Here is an 18,085-nt window from a genome sequence, read left to right as displayed (position 1 = left end):
CTTCCTCAAAGCATTAAACACTTTATATTATAAGAATTATTAGAAGGCTTATGAGGTAAGCGGAAAAATCCGCTGACCTATTTATATAGTGAGTTTAATAAAAGCCGTCGTGTTTCACGACCCCTTTATAGGGACTTCTATTTTGGAAGCTCCCTTTGCAATGTGTCTAATAATGATTACTAACCACTTAGCAAATATTAAGGTTAATTTTTTATTTATTGAAGGGTCGTTAATATTATTCACTACCCTTTAGAAGAGGGTAGGAACTTTTTCTTATTCTTTATATCCTTTTTAGGGGTGCCGAAAGTGCCGAATACTTATACAAATATAAGCTTACCCACTGAAAGTAGGGAACCTATTGTCATTAATATTAGCTTTAAAAGTCCTTTTTAAAGTTAAATTAATAATCTCGGTCAATTAACTTTACTGACTTTTATAGCTGCTGCAAAGAATAATTGCATTAGCTTACCCGATATTATCGGTGATCCTAAAGAAAGTAATTTTATCTCTCTTTTTTAGGACCTCGCAAAACTCGCAATACTCATTTTTAGGGACTGTAAAAACTGTAGATACTAAAACTCTATATATTGCTTAAATCCCTTTTTAAGGACTCCGAAAACTCCGAATACTAAATGTTGGTCATTCAATGACTAACTCTTAATATTAATATATTGAACTTTTTGAACACCTTAAAAAGACATAATAATTTATATACTTCAATACCAGTATGCAAAATTACATTCTGTTACCCTTAGAAAGTATATCAAATCTTCAACTTGATTATTTATAAGGTCTATCCTAAAATGGCGATACCCCTTAGCTTGGCGTTGTATAATAGCTAACCTTAATTATTAAGTGTTGCTATGTTTGCTAATCATAGTGGATTATATACTCTATTGTCGCACACTTATGTGCGAAAGATTATTTACTTAACATTAAAGGATATGTACTAAATGACTATACCCTTTAATATTTAAGTGAACAAACTCTAATCAGCGAAAACATTATTTAGGTACCCCAAAAACTGTGGAAGCCTGTTATTTAGCTAATTTAAACGAATGTATGTTCGTTCTTAGAATTGCTTTTAACCTCTTCTTTTAGTTGTTGCAAATAGTACAATAACTAAATTATACTTTTAAACAAATTAAATTTTGTCTAAATATCCGTATATCAATATTTAAATCATATTGCTAACATCAGCAAAATGTTAAACAATTAAATACTCTACCACAACTATTAATATCAAGGAGGTATATACAATGGAAACTACAAAGAAAGGAAAACCAAAAGCTAAAGGAAACGGTCAAGGTACCATATATAAAATGTCTAATGGTAAATTTAGAGGTCAGCTTACTATTGGATATAATGAAAATGGAACACCAAAGAGAAAATCATTTACTGGTAAAACTAAAAAAGAAGTATCAGACAAAATGAAAGCTTTCTATGTTGATAATAATAGAGGCTTATTACCTACAGATGATAAGATCACATTAAGTAAATGGTTTTATACTTGGTTATTTACTTATAGAATACATGACTTAAAACCTTCAAGTTTTGAAAGATATGAGGGACTTTATAGAAATTATATAGAATCCTCTTCAATAGGTAATATAAAGCTTACAGACTTAAGAACACATCATATTCAAGCTTATTATAATTCCTTAGTAGCAGAAGAGGGAAAAAGTCCATCAACTATAAAAACAATAAATAAATGTTTAAAATCTTGTCTTAATCAAGCATTAAAAGAAGGATATGTTGTTAAGAACTATTGTACTATTGTAACACTTCCTAAAGGGTCAGAAAGCTCAAAAGATAGTATTAATGTATTTACTTTAGATGAACAACAAATATTCATGAAAGAATGTATTAATAATAAAAATGGTATGCTTTATATATTAGCTTTGGGAACTGGTTTAAGACTTGGAGAAATACTGGCTCTTAGATGGACAGATATAAACCTAAAAGAGAACTATATAAATATTAATAAAGCTCTTAAGAGTACCTATATAATTGATAATAAAGGAAATAGAGAATTTACTGTTATAGAGCAGCCACCCAAAACTAAAAATTCAATTAGAACTGTTCCATTAAATAATAACTTAATAAATTTACTACTTGAACATAGAAAAAAACAAATGATTGAAAGAGATTCTAATATTGATATTTATTTTGATAATAATTTAGTATTCTCAACACCACAAGGAAACTATTTAAGTGAAAGTAATGTAAGAAAAAGTTTTAAAAGAGTATTGAAGAAATGTAACTTAAATGATTTTAGGTTCCATGACTTAAGACATACCTTTGCTACTAGATTATTTGAAAATGGAATACCACCTAAAACAGTTCAATCTCTTTTAGGTCATAGTAATATATCAACTACTCTAAATATATATACTCATGTCATGAAAGATACAAAAGATAAGGCTATTGATAAGCTTAATTTTTTATTTAATTTATAATGAAAATTATATTTTTAATTTCTATTGCACACCTATTGCACAATTTCTAAAAAAATAAGGGCTACAAAAAACCTTGTAACCCTTGAAATTGGTGCGGCGGAGAGGATTCGAACCCCCGACCAATCGGTTCGTAGCCGACTACTCTATCCAGCTGAGCTACCACCGCATATTAACAGATTAATAATATCATATATTAATCAACAAATCAAGGTATTACACATTATTACCATACCTAAGTCATTTTATTAATACATTTACCCTATTAATCATAATTATTTTAGTAACTAGCTATTTTTCACATTAAATATTATACTTAGTTAGTATAGAAATAAATAAGAAAAGGAGGAAAGTGATTTGAGCAAATTTGTTATATTTACAGATTCAGCAAGTGATTTATCAAAAGATATTATTGAAGATTTAGATATAAAACATATAGGACTTATTTGTAATATTAATAATAAAGAATACGTAGATAATTTTAGTAGAGAACTAACTCACAAAGATTTTTATAATAAATTAAGAGAAGGCGTAATGCCATCAACAAGCCAAATTAATGCATATAGATTTGTAGAAGCCTTCGAAAAGTATGTTAAAGAAGGTTATTCAATTTTATATCTTGCTTTTTCATCAGCTTTAAGTGGAACTTATAATAGTTCATTAATGGCTCGTGAAGAAATTTTAGAAAGATACCCTGAAGCTGATATTAGAATAATAGATACAAGAGCTGCTTGTTTAGGAGAAGGTGTTCTAGCTTATTATGCAGGTATAATGAAAAAAGAAGGTAAATCAATAGATGAAATATCTTCTTGGGTTGAAGAAAACAAAAATAAAGTTTGCCACTTTTTCACTGTAGATAATTTAGATCATTTGAAAAGAGGTGGAAGAATCTCACCTACAGCAGCTGCTTTAGGTAGTTTACTTAATATAAAGCCTATGCTTTATACAAATGATAAAGGAGAACTTCATAATTTTGCAAAGGCAAAAGGAAGAAAAAAATCAATAAAAAGTCTTTATCAACTTTTTGAAAAGCATGTTATTAACCCAGAGGAACAAACAATTTTTATAGCTCATAGTGATTGTATTGAAGATGCTGAAACATTAGCTTCAATGATTAAAGAAAATTATAATGTGAAAAACATCATCATAGATTATATAGGAATAGTTATAGGTGCTCATACTGGAATAGGTACATTAGCATTATTCTTTTTAGGTGATACTAAAGAACCTTAAAACACAAAAAGGTAAGGATATTTTTTGTTTATCCTTACCTTTTTATTTCTGGTTGCCGAAGGCAACCAGAATTTTTTAAAATTATTTTCCAGTGTATATTTTTATTATATTTAATATAACTTCAACTGCTTTTTCCATTGATTGAATTGAAACATATTCAAATCTTCCATGGAAATTCTCTCCACCTGTAAATATATTTGGTGTTGGTAATCCCATAAAGGATAATCTAGCACCATCAGTACCACCTCTTATAGGTTTCCTTATTGGCTCTACACCGCACTCTTTCATAGCTTTCTCAGCAGTTTCAACTATGTGCATCTGAGGCTCAACCATTTCTTTCATGTTCATGTATTGATCCTTTAATGTTAAAATTACAGTACCTTCACCATATTTTTTGTTTAACTCCTCAGCTATTTTAGTAAATCTAGCTTTTCTATTCTCAAAACCATCTTTATCAAAATCTCTTATTATGAAAGCTAAATCAGTTTTTTCAACGGTTCCTTTTATGTCCATTAAATGTGAGAATCCTTCATATCCTTCAGTTTTTTCTGGAACTTCATCTAAAGGTAACATTCCAACAAACTCATGGGCAACAAGGATTGAATTTATCATTTTTCCTTTTGCACTTCCTGGATGAACATTTTTACCTATAACTTCAACTTTAGCACCTGCTGCATTAAAGTTTTCATATTCTAATTCTCCTCTTCTTCCACCATCTAAAGTGTAAGCAAAGTCAGCACCAAATTCCTCAACATCAAAGTGATCTGCTCCTTCTCCAATTTCTTCATCAGGAGTAAATCCTATTTTAATTTCACCATGCTTTATTTCTGGATGATTTACTAAATATTCTACAGCAGTCATTATTTCAGCTATCCCAGCTTTATCATCAGCGCCTAAAAGAGTTGTACCATCTGTAGTTATTAATGTTTCTCCCTTATACATTGGAAGTTCTGGTGAAAATTCTGGTGATAAAACAAACCCATTTCCTAATTCGATTTCTTTTCCATCATAATTTTTAACTATTTTAGGATTAACATTTTTTCCACTCATATCTGGAGCTGTATCCATATGTGAAATAAATCCTATAGTAGGAATTTCCTTATCACAATTAGCTTTTAATGTTGCATAAACATATCCATATTCACTTATTTTAACTTCATCTACACCAATTGCTTTTAATTCTTCAGCAAGAATTTTTCCTAATTCTAATTGTCCCTTAGTACTAGGAGTAACTCTTGTTGTTTCATCTGATTTAGTATCTACTTTTACATATTCTAAAAATCTTTCATGAATTTTCTTCATGCTCAACACCACCTTATTATCTCTTTTAAAATGTTAATATTTTATTAATACGATTTCTTTTATATTAATATTATGACTGTTTGTTATAAAAAATACAATATACTATTTATATAAGAAAAGAAATCGAATATAATGTTTAATGTTGGTATTTTTGTCTAATATTAAAATATAAACTATTTTAAACTAGGAGAAGCAAATGAAAAACAAAAAAATTCTAATCCCAATCTTGTCAGCAGTGACAGCAGTAATAATAATTTTAATAGGGTATTTTAGTATTTCTTACAAAATCAATTTTGATAAATTTAATAAAGCATTAGAAAGCAGTGATTATACTTCAGCTCTAATATATTTTAAAAAAGGTTCTACTAATAATCCATTAAAAGACTCGTTTATAAATTCTTCAGAAAAATCAGTTTCAAATAAATTAAAATACATAGAAGATGCTTATTCTTCAGGAAAATTAAAAGAAGACGATGCAATAAATCAATTAAACAATTTACTTTCTTTAGATTTAGAAACTAATGAAATTGAAAATTTTAAAAATACACTTCCACTGATAAAAAGTTCAAAAGAATCTTATAATATTGGAGTTACTAAATTAAATGATGGTAATCCACTTGAAGCCTTAAATTATTTTAGAAGTGTTAGTGTTTTATCTAACTTAAAGAGTGATGCAGTAAAAAAAGAGGAAACTTGTTTATCAGAAATAAGAAAACCTATTTTAGAAACTATTGATGAGTATATTGCTAACGAAAAATACTCAAAAGGACTAGAATATTTAAATGAAGAAATGAAAACCCTACCTTCTGATTCAGTTTTAGAAGATAAAAAAGAAGAACTAGAAAAACTTAGAATAGTTCATTTGGAAAATTACAGTAAAGAAAAAATAGATATGGCTACATCTAGAACAGCACCAGTTTCAGCATACTACAATAAACTTACTCCTGATACAATCAATGAATTTGATATAAATAGTGGAAGTAATCATTTAGTCTTTGTTAGCATAGCAGAACAAAAAACCTACGTTTATGAAGGCTCCGAAAATAATTGGACTTTAGAAAAGACTTTTGACTGTTCAACAGGAATAGAAGGCAAAGAAACTCCAGTTGGTGTATTTTCTGTGCAAAATAGAGCACCATGGTTCTTCTCTCCTAAGTATGGTCAAGGTGGTAAATATTATGTTCAATTTATGGGGAACTACCTATTCCACTCAATACCATTTGAAGCAGATGCTGAGACAGTATCTGATCCAACTTTAGGAGAACCAGCTTCTCATGGTTGTATAAGACTTGCTGTCGAAGATTCTAAGTGGATGTATGATAATGTTCAAAATGGATCAAAAATAATTATATACTAAAAAGTCAGCTCGTAAGAGCTGACTTTTTTAATTATTCTTATCTATTATTCCATGATTATAAATTCTTCTGCTATCTAATGACCAAATTCTTTCTGAAAATTCATTTTCTTTGGTTTCATTCACAGCTTTTCTCATGTCATACATTCTAGCATCCATAACATCTAAATAATGAAGCATTTCAGCCTCTGGTATAAGTGGCTTTACAGGACTTCCATATTCAGGTTCATAATGGTGTGATAGAACCATATGTTGAAGTAACATTATAATTTTCTTATCTGCATTTACTTCTATACCTATAACCTCTATTTCTTTTATTCCCTGAGTAATATGTCCAAGTAATGTTCCCTCTAAAGTATATTCATCTACTATTCCAAGCTCATTAGATGACATTTCTTTTATTTTAGCTATATCGTGAAGTATAACTCCTGCATAAACTAAGTCTTTATTTAAGAAATCATATACTGAGCATATACTTTCTGCTAATTTAAGCATTGTTGTTATGTGATATAAAAGTCCACCTTTTATTGAATGATGATTTGACTTTGCTGCTGGATAATACTTAAGTTTATCATTGTTTGTTTCTAAAATACGATTAAGTATATTTTTTATATCCTGATTACTCATGTTATCAACAACATTTTTAATAACTTTTATCATTTCATCACCACTGTATGGTGCACTTTGAACATAATCATCTACATTTATTTCATCATCTTCCGTAGTCTCTCTGATTTGCTCAACTTTAAGTTGAAGTGTTCCTTGCCATGCATTGACTGTTCCAACAACCTTAAGTATAGTGTTAGCTTTTAGCTCCTCATGTTCAGATTTTATCTCCCATATCTTTCCTAAAATATCACCAGTTTTATCACTTAAAACTAAGTCTAAATACTTTTTACCATTTGAATTTGTAGTCTTTAAAGTAATTGATTTTAAAAGAAAAAAACCTTCGACTCTTTCTCCTTTAACGAATTCACCTATTTTTTTTACCGGTATTTCCATAAGTCTATCCTTTCTTTCTATCTATAATCTCTATTCTAATTATTACATAATATTATTTTTTGTAAACAAATAACCATTTAATTTATAGCTAAATTTTATATTAATTGATAAAATAACCTATAAGGAGGTGGGTTGTATGAATTTACCTAATAATGTTCAATATATCTTAGACAAATTTAACGAAAACGGCTTTGAAGCATTTATAGTTGGTGGTTGTGTAAGAGATTCTTTATTGAACAAACATCCACAAGATTATGATATTACAACAAATGCTTTACCTGAAAAAATTGAAGAACTTTTTGATAAAACAATTCCTACTGGTATAAAACATGGTACAGTAACTGTTTTGATAAATAAAACCCCTTATGAGGTTACTACATACAGAATTGATGGTGAATATATAGATAATAGAAAACCTAAAGATGTACAGTTTGTCTCTAATATCGAAGAGGATCTTTCTAGAAGGGATTTTACTATAAATGCTATGGCTTATAGTCCTTATATAGGTTTCAAAGATTTCTTTGACGGTAAAGGCGATATCAAAAGAAAACTTATTAAATGTGTTGGAGAACCTGATAAACGCTTTTCTGAAGATGCATTAAGAATGCTTAGAGCCATAAGATTTAGTTGTCAACTGAATTTTAAAATAGAAAAAGAGACTCTTGAATCAATAAAGAAAAACTTTAAGTTAATTAAAAATATAAGCATGGAGAGAATCCAAAATGAATTTTCCAAAATAATATTAAGCGATGATGCTGATAAAGGTCTTATGATTCTTAGAAGACTTGGCTTTTCTGATTTATTAATTCATGAATTCAATGAACTAAAAACCGTAAATTGTTATGATTCTTATGATGACGTTCATGACTCATATGGATTAATAAATAAATTGCCTATGAAACTCCATGTTAGATTAGCTGGTTTATTTCACAAGGTTTATAATTCACAAAATGCCTCAGAAAAAGGAAGAGTAATTCTAAAAAAAATTAAATATGATAATAATACAATAAATAATGCTTGTAATCTTATTGAGAATTTAAATAGAATTTCATCAACAATGACTAGAAAGAAACTTAAAGTACTTATAAATGAAGTTGGAAAAGAAAACATCTTTGATTTACTAGCTTTAGAAAAAGCTTATCTATCATATATGGATGAGTATGATACTGAGTATATTGATATTTTAGAAGATAGAGTTTCTGATATTCTTAGCTCTGGTGAACCTATATTTATAAAAGACCTAGCAATAACAGGCTCTGATCTTATAAACGAACTTAATCTAAAATCAGGTAAAGAAATTGGAATTATCCTAAACTTTTTACTTGAAAATGTACTTCAAACACCAGAATTAAATACTAAAGAAAATCTCATTAACCTTAGTAAACAATTCTCTTCATATAAATAAAACAAGGATATATCAAGATTTGCTTGATATATCCTTGTTTTTAGTTTAAATACAAACCATATTTTTTCCTCTATGCTTTGCTTCATATAAATTTTTATCAGCCTTTTTTATTGTTTGTAAGTAACTATTTTTTCTATTTATATTATTTTTTGCAACACCTATACTGATGGTTACTTTTGCTCCATTTTGCCATTTTAAATTTTCTATGTTATTTCTTATACGTTCTGCACTTCTTAGAACATAATCTAATCTTTTTTCTTTATAAACAATAATAAATTCTTCTCCTCCAAAACGACCTAAAAACTCTCCATCTCTAAGTTCATTTTGAATACTCCAAGCAACTTCCTTTAAAACTTTATCACCAAAAATATGCCCATATTTATCATTTATTCTCTTATAATTATCTAAATCTAACATTGCTATGAAAAACTCATTATTATTTTTATCTATTTCATTTATTTTTTTTAAAATATACTCTTTATTATAGATTCCTGTCATAGTATCTCTACTTAATCTTTCAGCTATTACCTTTATTGTTTTATTTTTTTCATTAACTTGATTTTGTACAACATTTAACTCATCAACTGTAGTTATAAGCTTATATGCTAAGTTCTCTATATCTTTACTATAAGCAAGCTGTTGTTCATTTATAATTCTTTCTTTTTCTAACAAAGCTCTTTCTGTATGAAATTTGCTTACACAATCTATCATCATATAATCTTCTTCTACAGTATTTAATTTTTCACTAAATTGCATAAATAATCTTCTGTATTCTAATTCATTATTTGTATCATTAATATCTTTGTAATAGCTTATTATCTTTTTTAATATGCTCAATACTTTTGAATATATCCCATCCTTTGCATATAATTTAAAAGCTTTAATATAATTCTCATTTGCTAGAGCTTTATTATCTAATTTTGAATATAAATCGCCATATAAGTAGTATATTTTCCCATTACTAACTTTAGATATGTCTTTAATATAATCTAAATTTTTAAATGCATCTTCTAAATTATTTAAAGCTATATCACATTTAATTATAGGACAAATACAATCTATCAAATGCTCATTCGGAATTGCGCCACGTACCTTTTTTGATAATTCAAAACATTTTTCCGCATAAATTTTAGCATCTTTAAATTCATTTTTTCTATACATATAATTATATAGATTTGAATACATATCACATCTTTCTATGTGACTATCACCCTTTAAAGCCATAGATTCATTAAAATAAAATTCACCAATATTATTCACGCCTAGCTTAAAGCATACTCCTGCCATGAAAATATTAATAACAACTAATTCATCTCTATATTTATCTAAATTTGTTTCATCATAAAGTTTCTGTGCTATTTTTAATGCCTTATATGCATATTGAAAGGTAAGCTTATAATATCCTTTTTTATTATTAAACGTAGCCATAATTCCATATACATCTATAAGTAATTCATCATAAAATAGTTTTGATAATAACTCCTCAGCCTCTTCAGCATATTTTTTAGTTTTTTCATAATCACACATATACCTATTTAAATAACATAAAGTAAAACAAATTATACCCCTAGATTCTAGATTGTCCACTTCTAAAACCTCAGATATTAAATATTCACAATAATCGGATGATTCTTTCCAATTATTATTAAATCGATTTAAAACATAAATCTTAAATTCCTCACATAATTTACTATATCCACTCATAAATCCACCTTTTCATACTAGATATAACCTTATTTTACAATAAATTCCCAATATTTTCTCTCTTTTCTAAAGTTTTTTAAACATTTTTAACAATTTGAATTTATTATATTATTATACAAAAAAAACAAGCAAAATTAGATTTATACTAATCTTGCTTGTTATATACATTTTTATTTTATTTTTAAATCTTTTTCTAAATAGAATGAGTATAGATATGCTTCTTTTATATCCTCGCCCAAAATTTTCTTTAATGTATCAGAATATAGCTCTATTTGAACTCTATATTTATCTAAAAATTCTTGCTCTTTTCCTTCTTCTACGTAATCAGTTTTATAATCTAAAAGTACGTATCCATCTTCCTCTTCAAAGAATGCATCTATTATACCTTGAAGTCTAAGTTTTTCATCCTTGTAAAGTTTTTTATCAAGTTCCTTATTTATTCTTGTGCTTGGAATCTCAGTTATGAATGGAAGTTCTCTGTAAACTTTTCTTCTAGATTTATGAGCATCTAACATTCTCTGTCCTAAATTACTTTTAAAGAATTTCTGTATTTTAAATACATTAACAACTTTACTTTCCTCTTCTGTTAAAAGCTCTTTCTGAACCATAAGTTCAAGCTCTTCTTTTATCTCATTTATATAAGTTACTTTATCTAAATTTATATGCTGCATAGCAAAGTGAGTTATAGTACCTTTTTTAGCAGCAGAGAATTCCTCTTCTTTTTCTTCCATAAATTTAGGTTTTCTCTTTATCCTTTCTTTTTCTTTCTTATCTTCTTCTATAAGGTTAAATTCCGCAGGTATTATTTCTTCTTGCTCTACTCTCTTTATCTCCGTTACAGAAATATTTGAAGGAATGTTACAAGATTCAATATACTTATATTTAAATCCAAGTCTATTTCTTATGTCTATGACATCCTTTATCTCCTTCTTAGAAGCTATCCACTCTTCACTATTAAATATATCTATATGTTCTTTTTCTATAGATACTTCTCCACTACTTATAAGTTCATTTCTTTCCCATGCCTTAAAGCTCCAGTTTGAAATATCCTCATCGTTTATTCTTATATCTCCACTTCCAATATGCCTTATAGCATCACCATCTTTATGCTTTGTAAGCGCCATTCCTATCCAATCTAAATAGCTCTTTCCCTTTAAAACATTACCTGGATTTATTCTTGAAGTTTCTGTAGCTGCTCCTGCCTTACACCAATTTTCACAAGACTTTTCTAGGTCCGAAACTGATCCTGTTATTATTAATTTTTCCTTGGCCCTAGTAAATGCAACATAAAGTATTCTCATTTCTTCTGATAAAACTTCTAACTCACACTTTTTCTTTATTGCATGCTTTTGAAGAGTATCATATTTTATTCTCTTTTTAACATCTATGCAATTTGTTCCTATCCCTAAAGTTTCATGAAGAAGAATATCCTCTCTTAAATCCATCTTGTTAAATTGCTTACCTGTTCCCCCTAAAATAACAACTGGGAACTCAAGCCCTTTACTCTTATGAATACTCATTATTCTTACAACATCTTCATTCTCTCCCAATATTTTTGCACTTCCCATATCACCTGAAGATTTTCTAAGCTTATTTATAAAGTTTATAAAGTTGAATAATCCTTTAAAGCTTGTTGATTCATACTGCTTTGCTCTTTGGAATAGTATTCTTAAGTTTGCTTGACGTTGCACCCCATTTGGCATTGTTCCAACATATCCATAGTATGAAGTATCAGAATATAAATACCATATGAATTCATCTATAGGAGTATATGCAGCCTTTTCTCTCCATCTCTTTAATGATTCTAAGAAATACTCACATTTATCTTTTAGCTCCTCTGATATAGCATCTTTATGCTCACCTGATGCAACTTCTTTTATTATTTCATAGAAATATTTATCCTTGCTTAAAAGTCTTAAATCAGCAAACTCTTCTGAAGAGAATGAGAATATAGGAGAACGTAAAGCTGATAATATATAAATATCCTGCATTGGGTTATCTATTATGTGAAGTAAGGCCATTATTGTTCTTATCTCAATAGTTTGGAAGTATCCTGTTCCTGTATCTGCATAAACTGGAATTCCCTCTGTACCAAGTTCATCAACAAATGTTTCAGCCCAGTTCTTAGTTGCCCTAAGTAAGATTACTATATCCTTAAACTTAATCTTTCTATACTTTCCTAAGTCCTTATCAAAAACCATGTAAGACGTTCCATCACTAGGATTCATAAGCTCTTTTATTCTTTTTCCTATTATTCTAGCCTCCAGTTGAATAGAGTCTAAATCTTCTTCCTCTTCTTGAGATTCATCATCTCCATCCTCAAATTCAAACTCTTTTGTCCCAGCCTTATTTAAAACATGTAATTCTATATCTCCAGAAGCCTTTAAATTTGATAACTCATCAACATACTCCTCTTCAACATTTTCTTCACTTAAAGGATTATATGAAGCTCCAAGGTTTAATGCTTCCTTTTCATCATACTCAAGTTCACCAACTGAAGTGCTCATAAGAGTTTGGAAGATGTAGTTTACTCCATCTATAACTTCTTTTCTACTTCTAAAATTCTTATACAGCATTATTTTTCTACTTAAAGACTCTTCCTCACTATAGTTATTATATTTATCTAAAAACAACTCTGGATTTGCCTGTCTAAATTTATATATACTTTGTTTAACATCTCCAACCATGAACACATTAGGCTTATCAACATCTCTTCTTGAAACCATTCCTACTATAGTTTCTTGAATTGTATTACTGTCTTGGTACTCATCAACAAGAACCTCTTCAAACTTATCTCTAAATTCTAGAGCTACCTGTGAAGGAGTAACATTTCCCTTTTCATCCTTATTTATTAAAATCTCTAAACATAAATGCTCAAGATCATTAAAATCTAATATGTCTTTTTCTCTTTTCTTATCTCTATATCTATTAGAAAATTCAATAACTATATCACTTAAACATTTCATTAAAGGATACATCTTTTGCATTCCTATTACTGCATCATCTAATGATGTTTGAAATACTTTATCTCTTATATTTTCAACAATCTTCTTACTGTCATTTCTAAGATTTTTTGTTTTTTCTAAAGCTTTTTCATCATCTACACTAGTTTTTCTAATAGATTTAAGTCTCCCAAAAGTAGCTCCCATAAGAGTATGGTAAAATTCAACTATGCTTTTATTTAAGTCACTTCTTAAAACCTCTAATTGTGATATTTCAGGCTCTATATTTACTAAGTAAGGTTCTAATCCTCCACCTAATTCAGCTATCTCCCTAGCCTGTGTAAGCATTGAATAAGCATTATCTAATTCTAAAGCTATACTTTCTTTTAAAATAGCTATCCATTTCTTATTTTCAAGTTCAGCTACTGAAGTAACATTAAACTCTTCAACCTTTTCTTTTAACCAGTTTTCTGGCCAAGGTCCACTCATTATAAAGTTATAAAATTTAAATATTATACTATTTAAATTATCATCACTTTTACTTCCACCATAAGCTTCTACAAGGTCTAAGAAGCATTCATCCTCTTTAGCATACATATCTTCAAAAAGGTCAGCTAATATATCTTGCTTTATAAGTTCACACTCTGTTTGATCTCCTATTCTAAAACCTGGATCTAGGTCTATAAGGTGAAAGTTATTCTTTATGACTTCTAAACAAAATGAATGCATAGTTGTTATACTAGCTCTATTTAAAAGTGCTAACTGTCTTTGAAGTATTTCAGAACTTGGATCTTTTTCTAAAGCCTTAGAAATCGCATCCCCAATTCTTTCTCTCATCTCTGAAGCTGCAGCATTAGTAAATGTAACAACTAATAGTTTATCTATATCAACAGGATTTTCACCATCTGTTATCATCTTTATTATTCTTTCAACTAATACAGCAGTCTTACCAGAGCCTGCTGCCGCTGCTACTAGAAGATTACACTTTCTAGTGTTTATAGCTAATTCTTGTTCTTTCGTCCACTTAGTTGCCATCTACTTCACCACCTACTTTGTCATATATACTTTTCCACAACTCCTCATCCTTTTTCTTAGCTATTACTTTATATTTATTGTCTTCTAAGCTTGAATCAAACTGACATATATGTGAGTAATTACAATATTCACAAACAATATTTTTATTTTCCTTACATGGTTCTATGTCTATCTTTCCATCTATCATGTCTTGGCATAAATCAACCATCTTTTCATTTACATACTTTCTTAAGAGTTCAAATTGTGCCATAGTTATTAATGCTTTACTCTTTCCTAAATCTCCTGCTTTCTTTATGTTTGCAGGTATTATTAAAGAGTGTGTTCCTGACTCTAGAGTATTATCCATTGCCTTAACTACCTTAACATCATCTAGTATTAATCCATCTAGCTTAAGCTCCTTTAAAATTTCTTCTTTTATTTCCTCTTCTGTTAAATCACCCTTTGATTTTAATATTGGGTCATCTATTCTGAAGTAAAGAATAGCTCCTGGCATAGCTTGCGTTTCAACTATACTTTCAGAGTTATTTATAAGAGCATCTAAATAAACTAATAACTGCATTTGTAAGCCATTATAAAACTTATTTAAATCAAACTTCTTAGATCCTGTTTTGTAGTCTATAATCCTTAAATATGTTTCACCCTCTAAATTTAGCTTATCTACTCTATCTACTCTTCCATTTAGATAAAAACTTTCTCCTGAAGGAAGGTCTAATTTTATTGAATTTACATCCTTACTAAATCCAAAGGCTAATTCATTTTTATAAACCTCAAAGTCACTTCTCTTCATTTGCTCACTTATGACCATAACTGACTTAGTAAGTATTCTCTTAAATCTATCTGTAAAATAAGAGTATCTCTTAGAACTATTTAAGATTGATGATTTATTATTCTTAACTTGATTATCAACTAATCCATTAATTATAGTTCTACACTTCTCATGACTTAAATCACTCCACTTTAACCCATCTTCCTTAACTTCATTAGTAAATTCATCTAGAATCTCATGCATAAAGCTTCCAAGGTCTGGCGCTGTGAATTCATATATCTTTCTATCCTTGGCTTTTAATCCATATTGAATGTAATAAGCAAATGGACACTGAGCATATCTTTCTAACCTTGAAACACTTAGTGATATATTTTGATTTTTATCCTCATAAAGCTTCTTAGCTTTATCTTTCGAAATACCTTTTGAAGCATTTGTATACTCAAGTCCTTTTTTAACATACTCAATCTTTTCTTTCCACTTTTCTTCATTTAAGAACCAATCATAAACATACTTCCAGTAATCTTCAATATCTAGATTTTCATAATTTCTTCTAATAGCAATCATAAGTTCATTTAAAGTTGGAATCTGAGCTGATACCTTCTCATACTTGTCATTTATAACCTTAAATCCTTCGCTCTCTTCCTTAACATTAGGAAGTATCTTTTTAAGCCTATGAATTATTATAGAAGGTCTTTGTGATTTCCCTTCAAAGTCTGCTAAAGGATATGTTACAACTAAGTAATCTTCAGCTATTGTGAAGGCTGTATAAACTAAGAACTGCTCCTCAAACATCTTTGTTCTTGTATCTGAAGCTAATGATATCCCTTTTTCAAATAAAATTTCTCTATCATTATCAGAAAGAATTCCCTCTTCACTATTTGCTGAAGGGAGTACCCCATCATTAACTCCAATTATATAAAGAGCCTTAGCTCCTCTACTTTTTATTCTTGTTATATCACCTATATTTACTTGATCTAAAGCAACAGGAATTAATCCCATTTCATACTGAGATAATCCAATGTTTAAAACTTTCATAAAATCATTTAAATCCATTTTTTCATGACCTAAAACATCCACTGCTTGCTCTAAAACATCAATAAATATATCTCTAACTTCTGAATATTCTTTGGCCTTTACAGCCATTTCCTTCTCTTTAAAATAATCTACATAATCATCTATAGTATCCATTATGTTTAATTTCTCATCTAAGAACTCATATAAATTTATAGCAAACTCTCTTAAAGTTTTTTCCCCTTTACACTCTTCATAAAACTCTTCTAATGGTTCTACTATATTTTCTCTTATATCATTTAATCTAGCTAAGGCCATTTTTTGTTCTTCGCTAATTTCTTCTTCCTTTAATATACTTGAACTATAATTCGTCCATTCTTCCATCCACTTCTTCCCCTTTATTCCGTAAGCAAGGACATAATTTTCAAGCTCATCTATAAGTTCAACACCATTTAATCCACTAAACTCTTTTATTAAACCTGTTTTAAGATATTTAAATACATTTTCATAGGTCCAATTCTTAGTTACTATATCTACTGCTGAATTCATAAAAACTATTAAGGGATTACTTGCTATATCAATCTTTTTGTCTATATAATAAGGAATTTCATACTCCTCAAATATTGCTGAAATAACTTTCTCATATCCATCTACATTCCTACATATGATTGAAATATCCTTAAATCTATAATCCTTATCTCTAACTAGTCTAAGAATATCCTTCGCCACAAATTCAATCTCATCATAGTTATTGTTAGCTCTATAAAGTCTTAGACTTTCATTCTTTCCTCTGTACTGTTTAAATGGATAAGCATAAAGCTGTTTCTCTATATGTTGAAACTCTTTGTTTTCTTTGAATCTATAAGGAATATCTTCATTTAAATCTATATATCCCTTAAAGGCTATACCTTCTTCTTCTATTAATTTCATAAGTCTCTTTTCAGTATTTTTAGTTACTGCAAAAAGATCACTTTCTCCTTTTAAAGATGTAGTATCATCCATTGATAGAGTTATATTAACTGTCTTAGCCTTTTTAAGAAGTTTTCCTATTATGCTTAACTGACTTGGAGTAAATGTAGTAAACTCATCTATCCAAATTTCTGCTCCATCTAAAAGTGAACAACCATCAAGCTTTTCATTTAAAAGCATTAATTGATCTTCCCCATCAATATGTCCTTCATGAAGCTTTGAGTTAAATTCATTAAATATATCCTTAAGTTCTTCCATCTTCATCTTTAAGTTAGGATCTTCTATTTGCTCTAAGGTTAAATCTAAAACCTCATTATTAACGTTATATTTCTTAAACTCAGTTATTGTTTTTGATGCTATATCTATAAATCCTTTTTGTTTAGATGCATTCTTAAAGACAGTCATATCATCTGATAAATCCTCAAGAACCTTAAAAACAAGCATACTCTTCCCAGCATCACTCATTAAACTTTGAGTTATTCCTCCACACTCATTAAAAACTTTGTAAGCTAGCCTTTTAAAACTAAGTACCTCAGCATTTAATACATATTTTTCTCCAATTGCTTCAAGCATTCTATTTTCAGTTTGAAAAGTAAATTGCTCTGGAACAATTAATATTAATTTATTATCTGGTGAATTATTTATTTTTTTCTTTATTTGATTTATACAAAAGGTACTTTTTCCAGTACCTGCTCTTCCATAAATGATTCTTAATCCCATGGCTTCAACTCCTTGAAATTTTTATTTATATATTTCCAAATTATTACCTCTTATAATAACATTTTATACTTATTTATACCTTTTAAATAGCAATATGGCAAAAAAATTATAAAGTGTATTTTATTATAGAAATAGATTACAATACATTATATAATAATGGTGAAATCTATAAATTTTATAAGATAA

At 28.6% G+C, this 18,085-nt stretch carries 9 protein-coding genes and 1 tRNA gene; 4 read left to right on the top strand and 6 right to left on the bottom strand.

Going from position 1 to position 18,085, the window contains the following annotated elements; genetic code table 11:
- Positions 1 to 1,259: 1,259 nt before the first annotated feature.
- A complete protein-coding gene (locus ACQZHJ_RS00205; RefSeq protein WP_430483566.1) occupies positions 1,260 to 2,459 on the top strand; it encodes a tyrosine-type recombinase/integrase in 1,200 nt (399 codons plus the stop codon).
- 89 nt (positions 2,460 to 2,548) lie between these two features.
- Here the strand turns inward: ACQZHJ_RS00205 and ACQZHJ_RS00200 are convergent.
- Positions 2,549 to 2,625, bottom strand: a tRNA-Arg gene (locus ACQZHJ_RS00200).
- Positions 2,626 to 2,813: 188 nt separating this feature from the next.
- Here ACQZHJ_RS00200 and ACQZHJ_RS00195 point away from each other — a divergent pair.
- Positions 2,814 to 3,689, top strand: coding sequence for a DegV family protein (locus ACQZHJ_RS00195; protein ID WP_430483565.1), 876 nt, complete (start codon positions 2,814 to 2,816; stop codon positions 3,687 to 3,689).
- A gap of 81 nt (positions 3,690 to 3,770) precedes the next feature.
- Here ACQZHJ_RS00195 and pepT read toward each other — a convergent pair whose 3' ends face one another.
- Complete coding sequence (gene pepT / locus ACQZHJ_RS00190) at positions 3,771 to 4,991, bottom strand: peptidase T (protein ID WP_430483563.1); 1,221 nt, start codon at positions 4,989 to 4,991, stop codon at positions 3,771 to 3,773.
- A gap of 196 nt (positions 4,992 to 5,187) precedes the next feature.
- Here pepT and ACQZHJ_RS00185 point away from each other — a divergent pair, with 196 nt between their 5' ends.
- Positions 5,188 to 6,348 (top strand): L,D-transpeptidase, encoded by a 1,161-nt coding sequence (locus ACQZHJ_RS00185; protein ID WP_430483562.1) that lies wholly within the window; start codon positions 5,188 to 5,190, stop codon positions 6,346 to 6,348.
- Positions 6,349 to 6,375: 27 nt separating this feature from the next.
- Here ACQZHJ_RS00185 and ACQZHJ_RS00180 read toward each other — a convergent pair whose 3' ends face one another.
- Positions 6,376 to 7,368, bottom strand: coding sequence for a 3'-5' exoribonuclease YhaM family protein (locus ACQZHJ_RS00180; RefSeq protein ID WP_430486839.1), 993 nt, complete (start codon positions 7,366 to 7,368; stop codon positions 6,376 to 6,378).
- A 115-nt stretch (positions 7,369 to 7,483) separates the two neighbouring features.
- On the opposite strand from ACQZHJ_RS00180, the gene ACQZHJ_RS00175 reads away from it, so the two are divergent.
- Positions 7,484 to 8,752, top strand: a complete 1,269-nt coding sequence (locus tag ACQZHJ_RS00175) for a CCA tRNA nucleotidyltransferase (RefSeq protein ID WP_430483561.1) — start codon at positions 7,484 to 7,486, stop codon at positions 8,750 to 8,752.
- A 45-nt stretch (positions 8,753 to 8,797) separates the two neighbouring features.
- On the opposite strand, the gene ACQZHJ_RS00170 is transcribed toward ACQZHJ_RS00175, so the two are convergent.
- The 3 genes from ACQZHJ_RS00170 to addB form a co-directional block, all read right to left on the bottom strand.
- Positions 8,798 to 10,456 carry a GGDEF domain-containing protein gene (locus tag ACQZHJ_RS00170; protein ID WP_430483560.1) on the bottom strand — a complete coding sequence of 553 codons (1,659 nt, stop codon included), beginning with the start codon at positions 10,454 to 10,456 and terminating at the stop codon, positions 8,798 to 8,800.
- A 170-nt stretch (positions 10,457 to 10,626) separates the two neighbouring features.
- On the bottom strand, positions 10,627 to 14,433 hold the full coding sequence (gene addA, locus ACQZHJ_RS00165) for a helicase-exonuclease AddAB subunit AddA (protein ID WP_430483559.1): 3,807 nt from the start codon (positions 14,431 to 14,433) through the stop codon (positions 10,627 to 10,629).
- Entirely contained in the window at positions 14,423 to 17,899 is a 3,477-nt protein-coding gene (gene addB / locus ACQZHJ_RS00160) for a helicase-exonuclease AddAB subunit AddB (RefSeq protein ID WP_430483558.1), read from the bottom strand. The genes addA and addB overlap by 11 nt, the downstream gene beginning before the upstream one ends.
- Positions 17,900 to 18,085: the final 186 nt, after the last annotated feature.

It is taken from the genome of Clostridium sp. B9, assembly GCF_050509515.1.
Lineage (GTDB): Bacteria > Bacillota > Clostridia > Clostridiales > Clostridiaceae > Sarcina.
Note: the sequence above shows the minus strand (reverse complement) of the source record. Positions and strands in the feature narration are given on the sequence as shown.

What these genes read in the sequence shown, in the direction of transcription:
- ACQZHJ_RS00205 (WP_430483566.1), top strand. Translation starts at nt 1,260, where the DNA reads ATGGAAACTACAAAGAAAGGAAAACCAAAAGCTAAAGGAAACGGTCAA.
- pepT (WP_430483563.1), bottom strand. Translation starts at nt 4,991, where the DNA reads ATGAAGAAAATTCATGAAAGATTTTTAGAATATGTAAAAGTAGATACT.
- ACQZHJ_RS00185 (WP_430483562.1), top strand. Translation starts at nt 5,188, where the DNA reads ATGAAAAACAAAAAAATTCTAATCCCAATCTTGTCAGCAGTGACAGCA.
- ACQZHJ_RS00175 (WP_430483561.1), top strand. Translation starts at nt 7,484, where the DNA reads ATGAATTTACCTAATAATGTTCAATATATCTTAGACAAATTTAACGAA.
- ACQZHJ_RS00170 (WP_430483560.1), bottom strand. Translation starts at nt 10,456, where the DNA reads ATGAGTGGATATAGTAAATTATGTGAGGAATTTAAGATTTATGTTTTA.
- addA (WP_430483559.1), bottom strand. Translation starts at nt 14,433, where the DNA reads ATGGCAACTAAGTGGACGAAAGAACAAGAATTAGCTATAAACACTAGA.
- addB (WP_430483558.1), bottom strand. Translation starts at nt 17,899, where the DNA reads ATGGGATTAAGAATCATTTATGGAAGAGCAGGTACTGGAAAAAGTACC.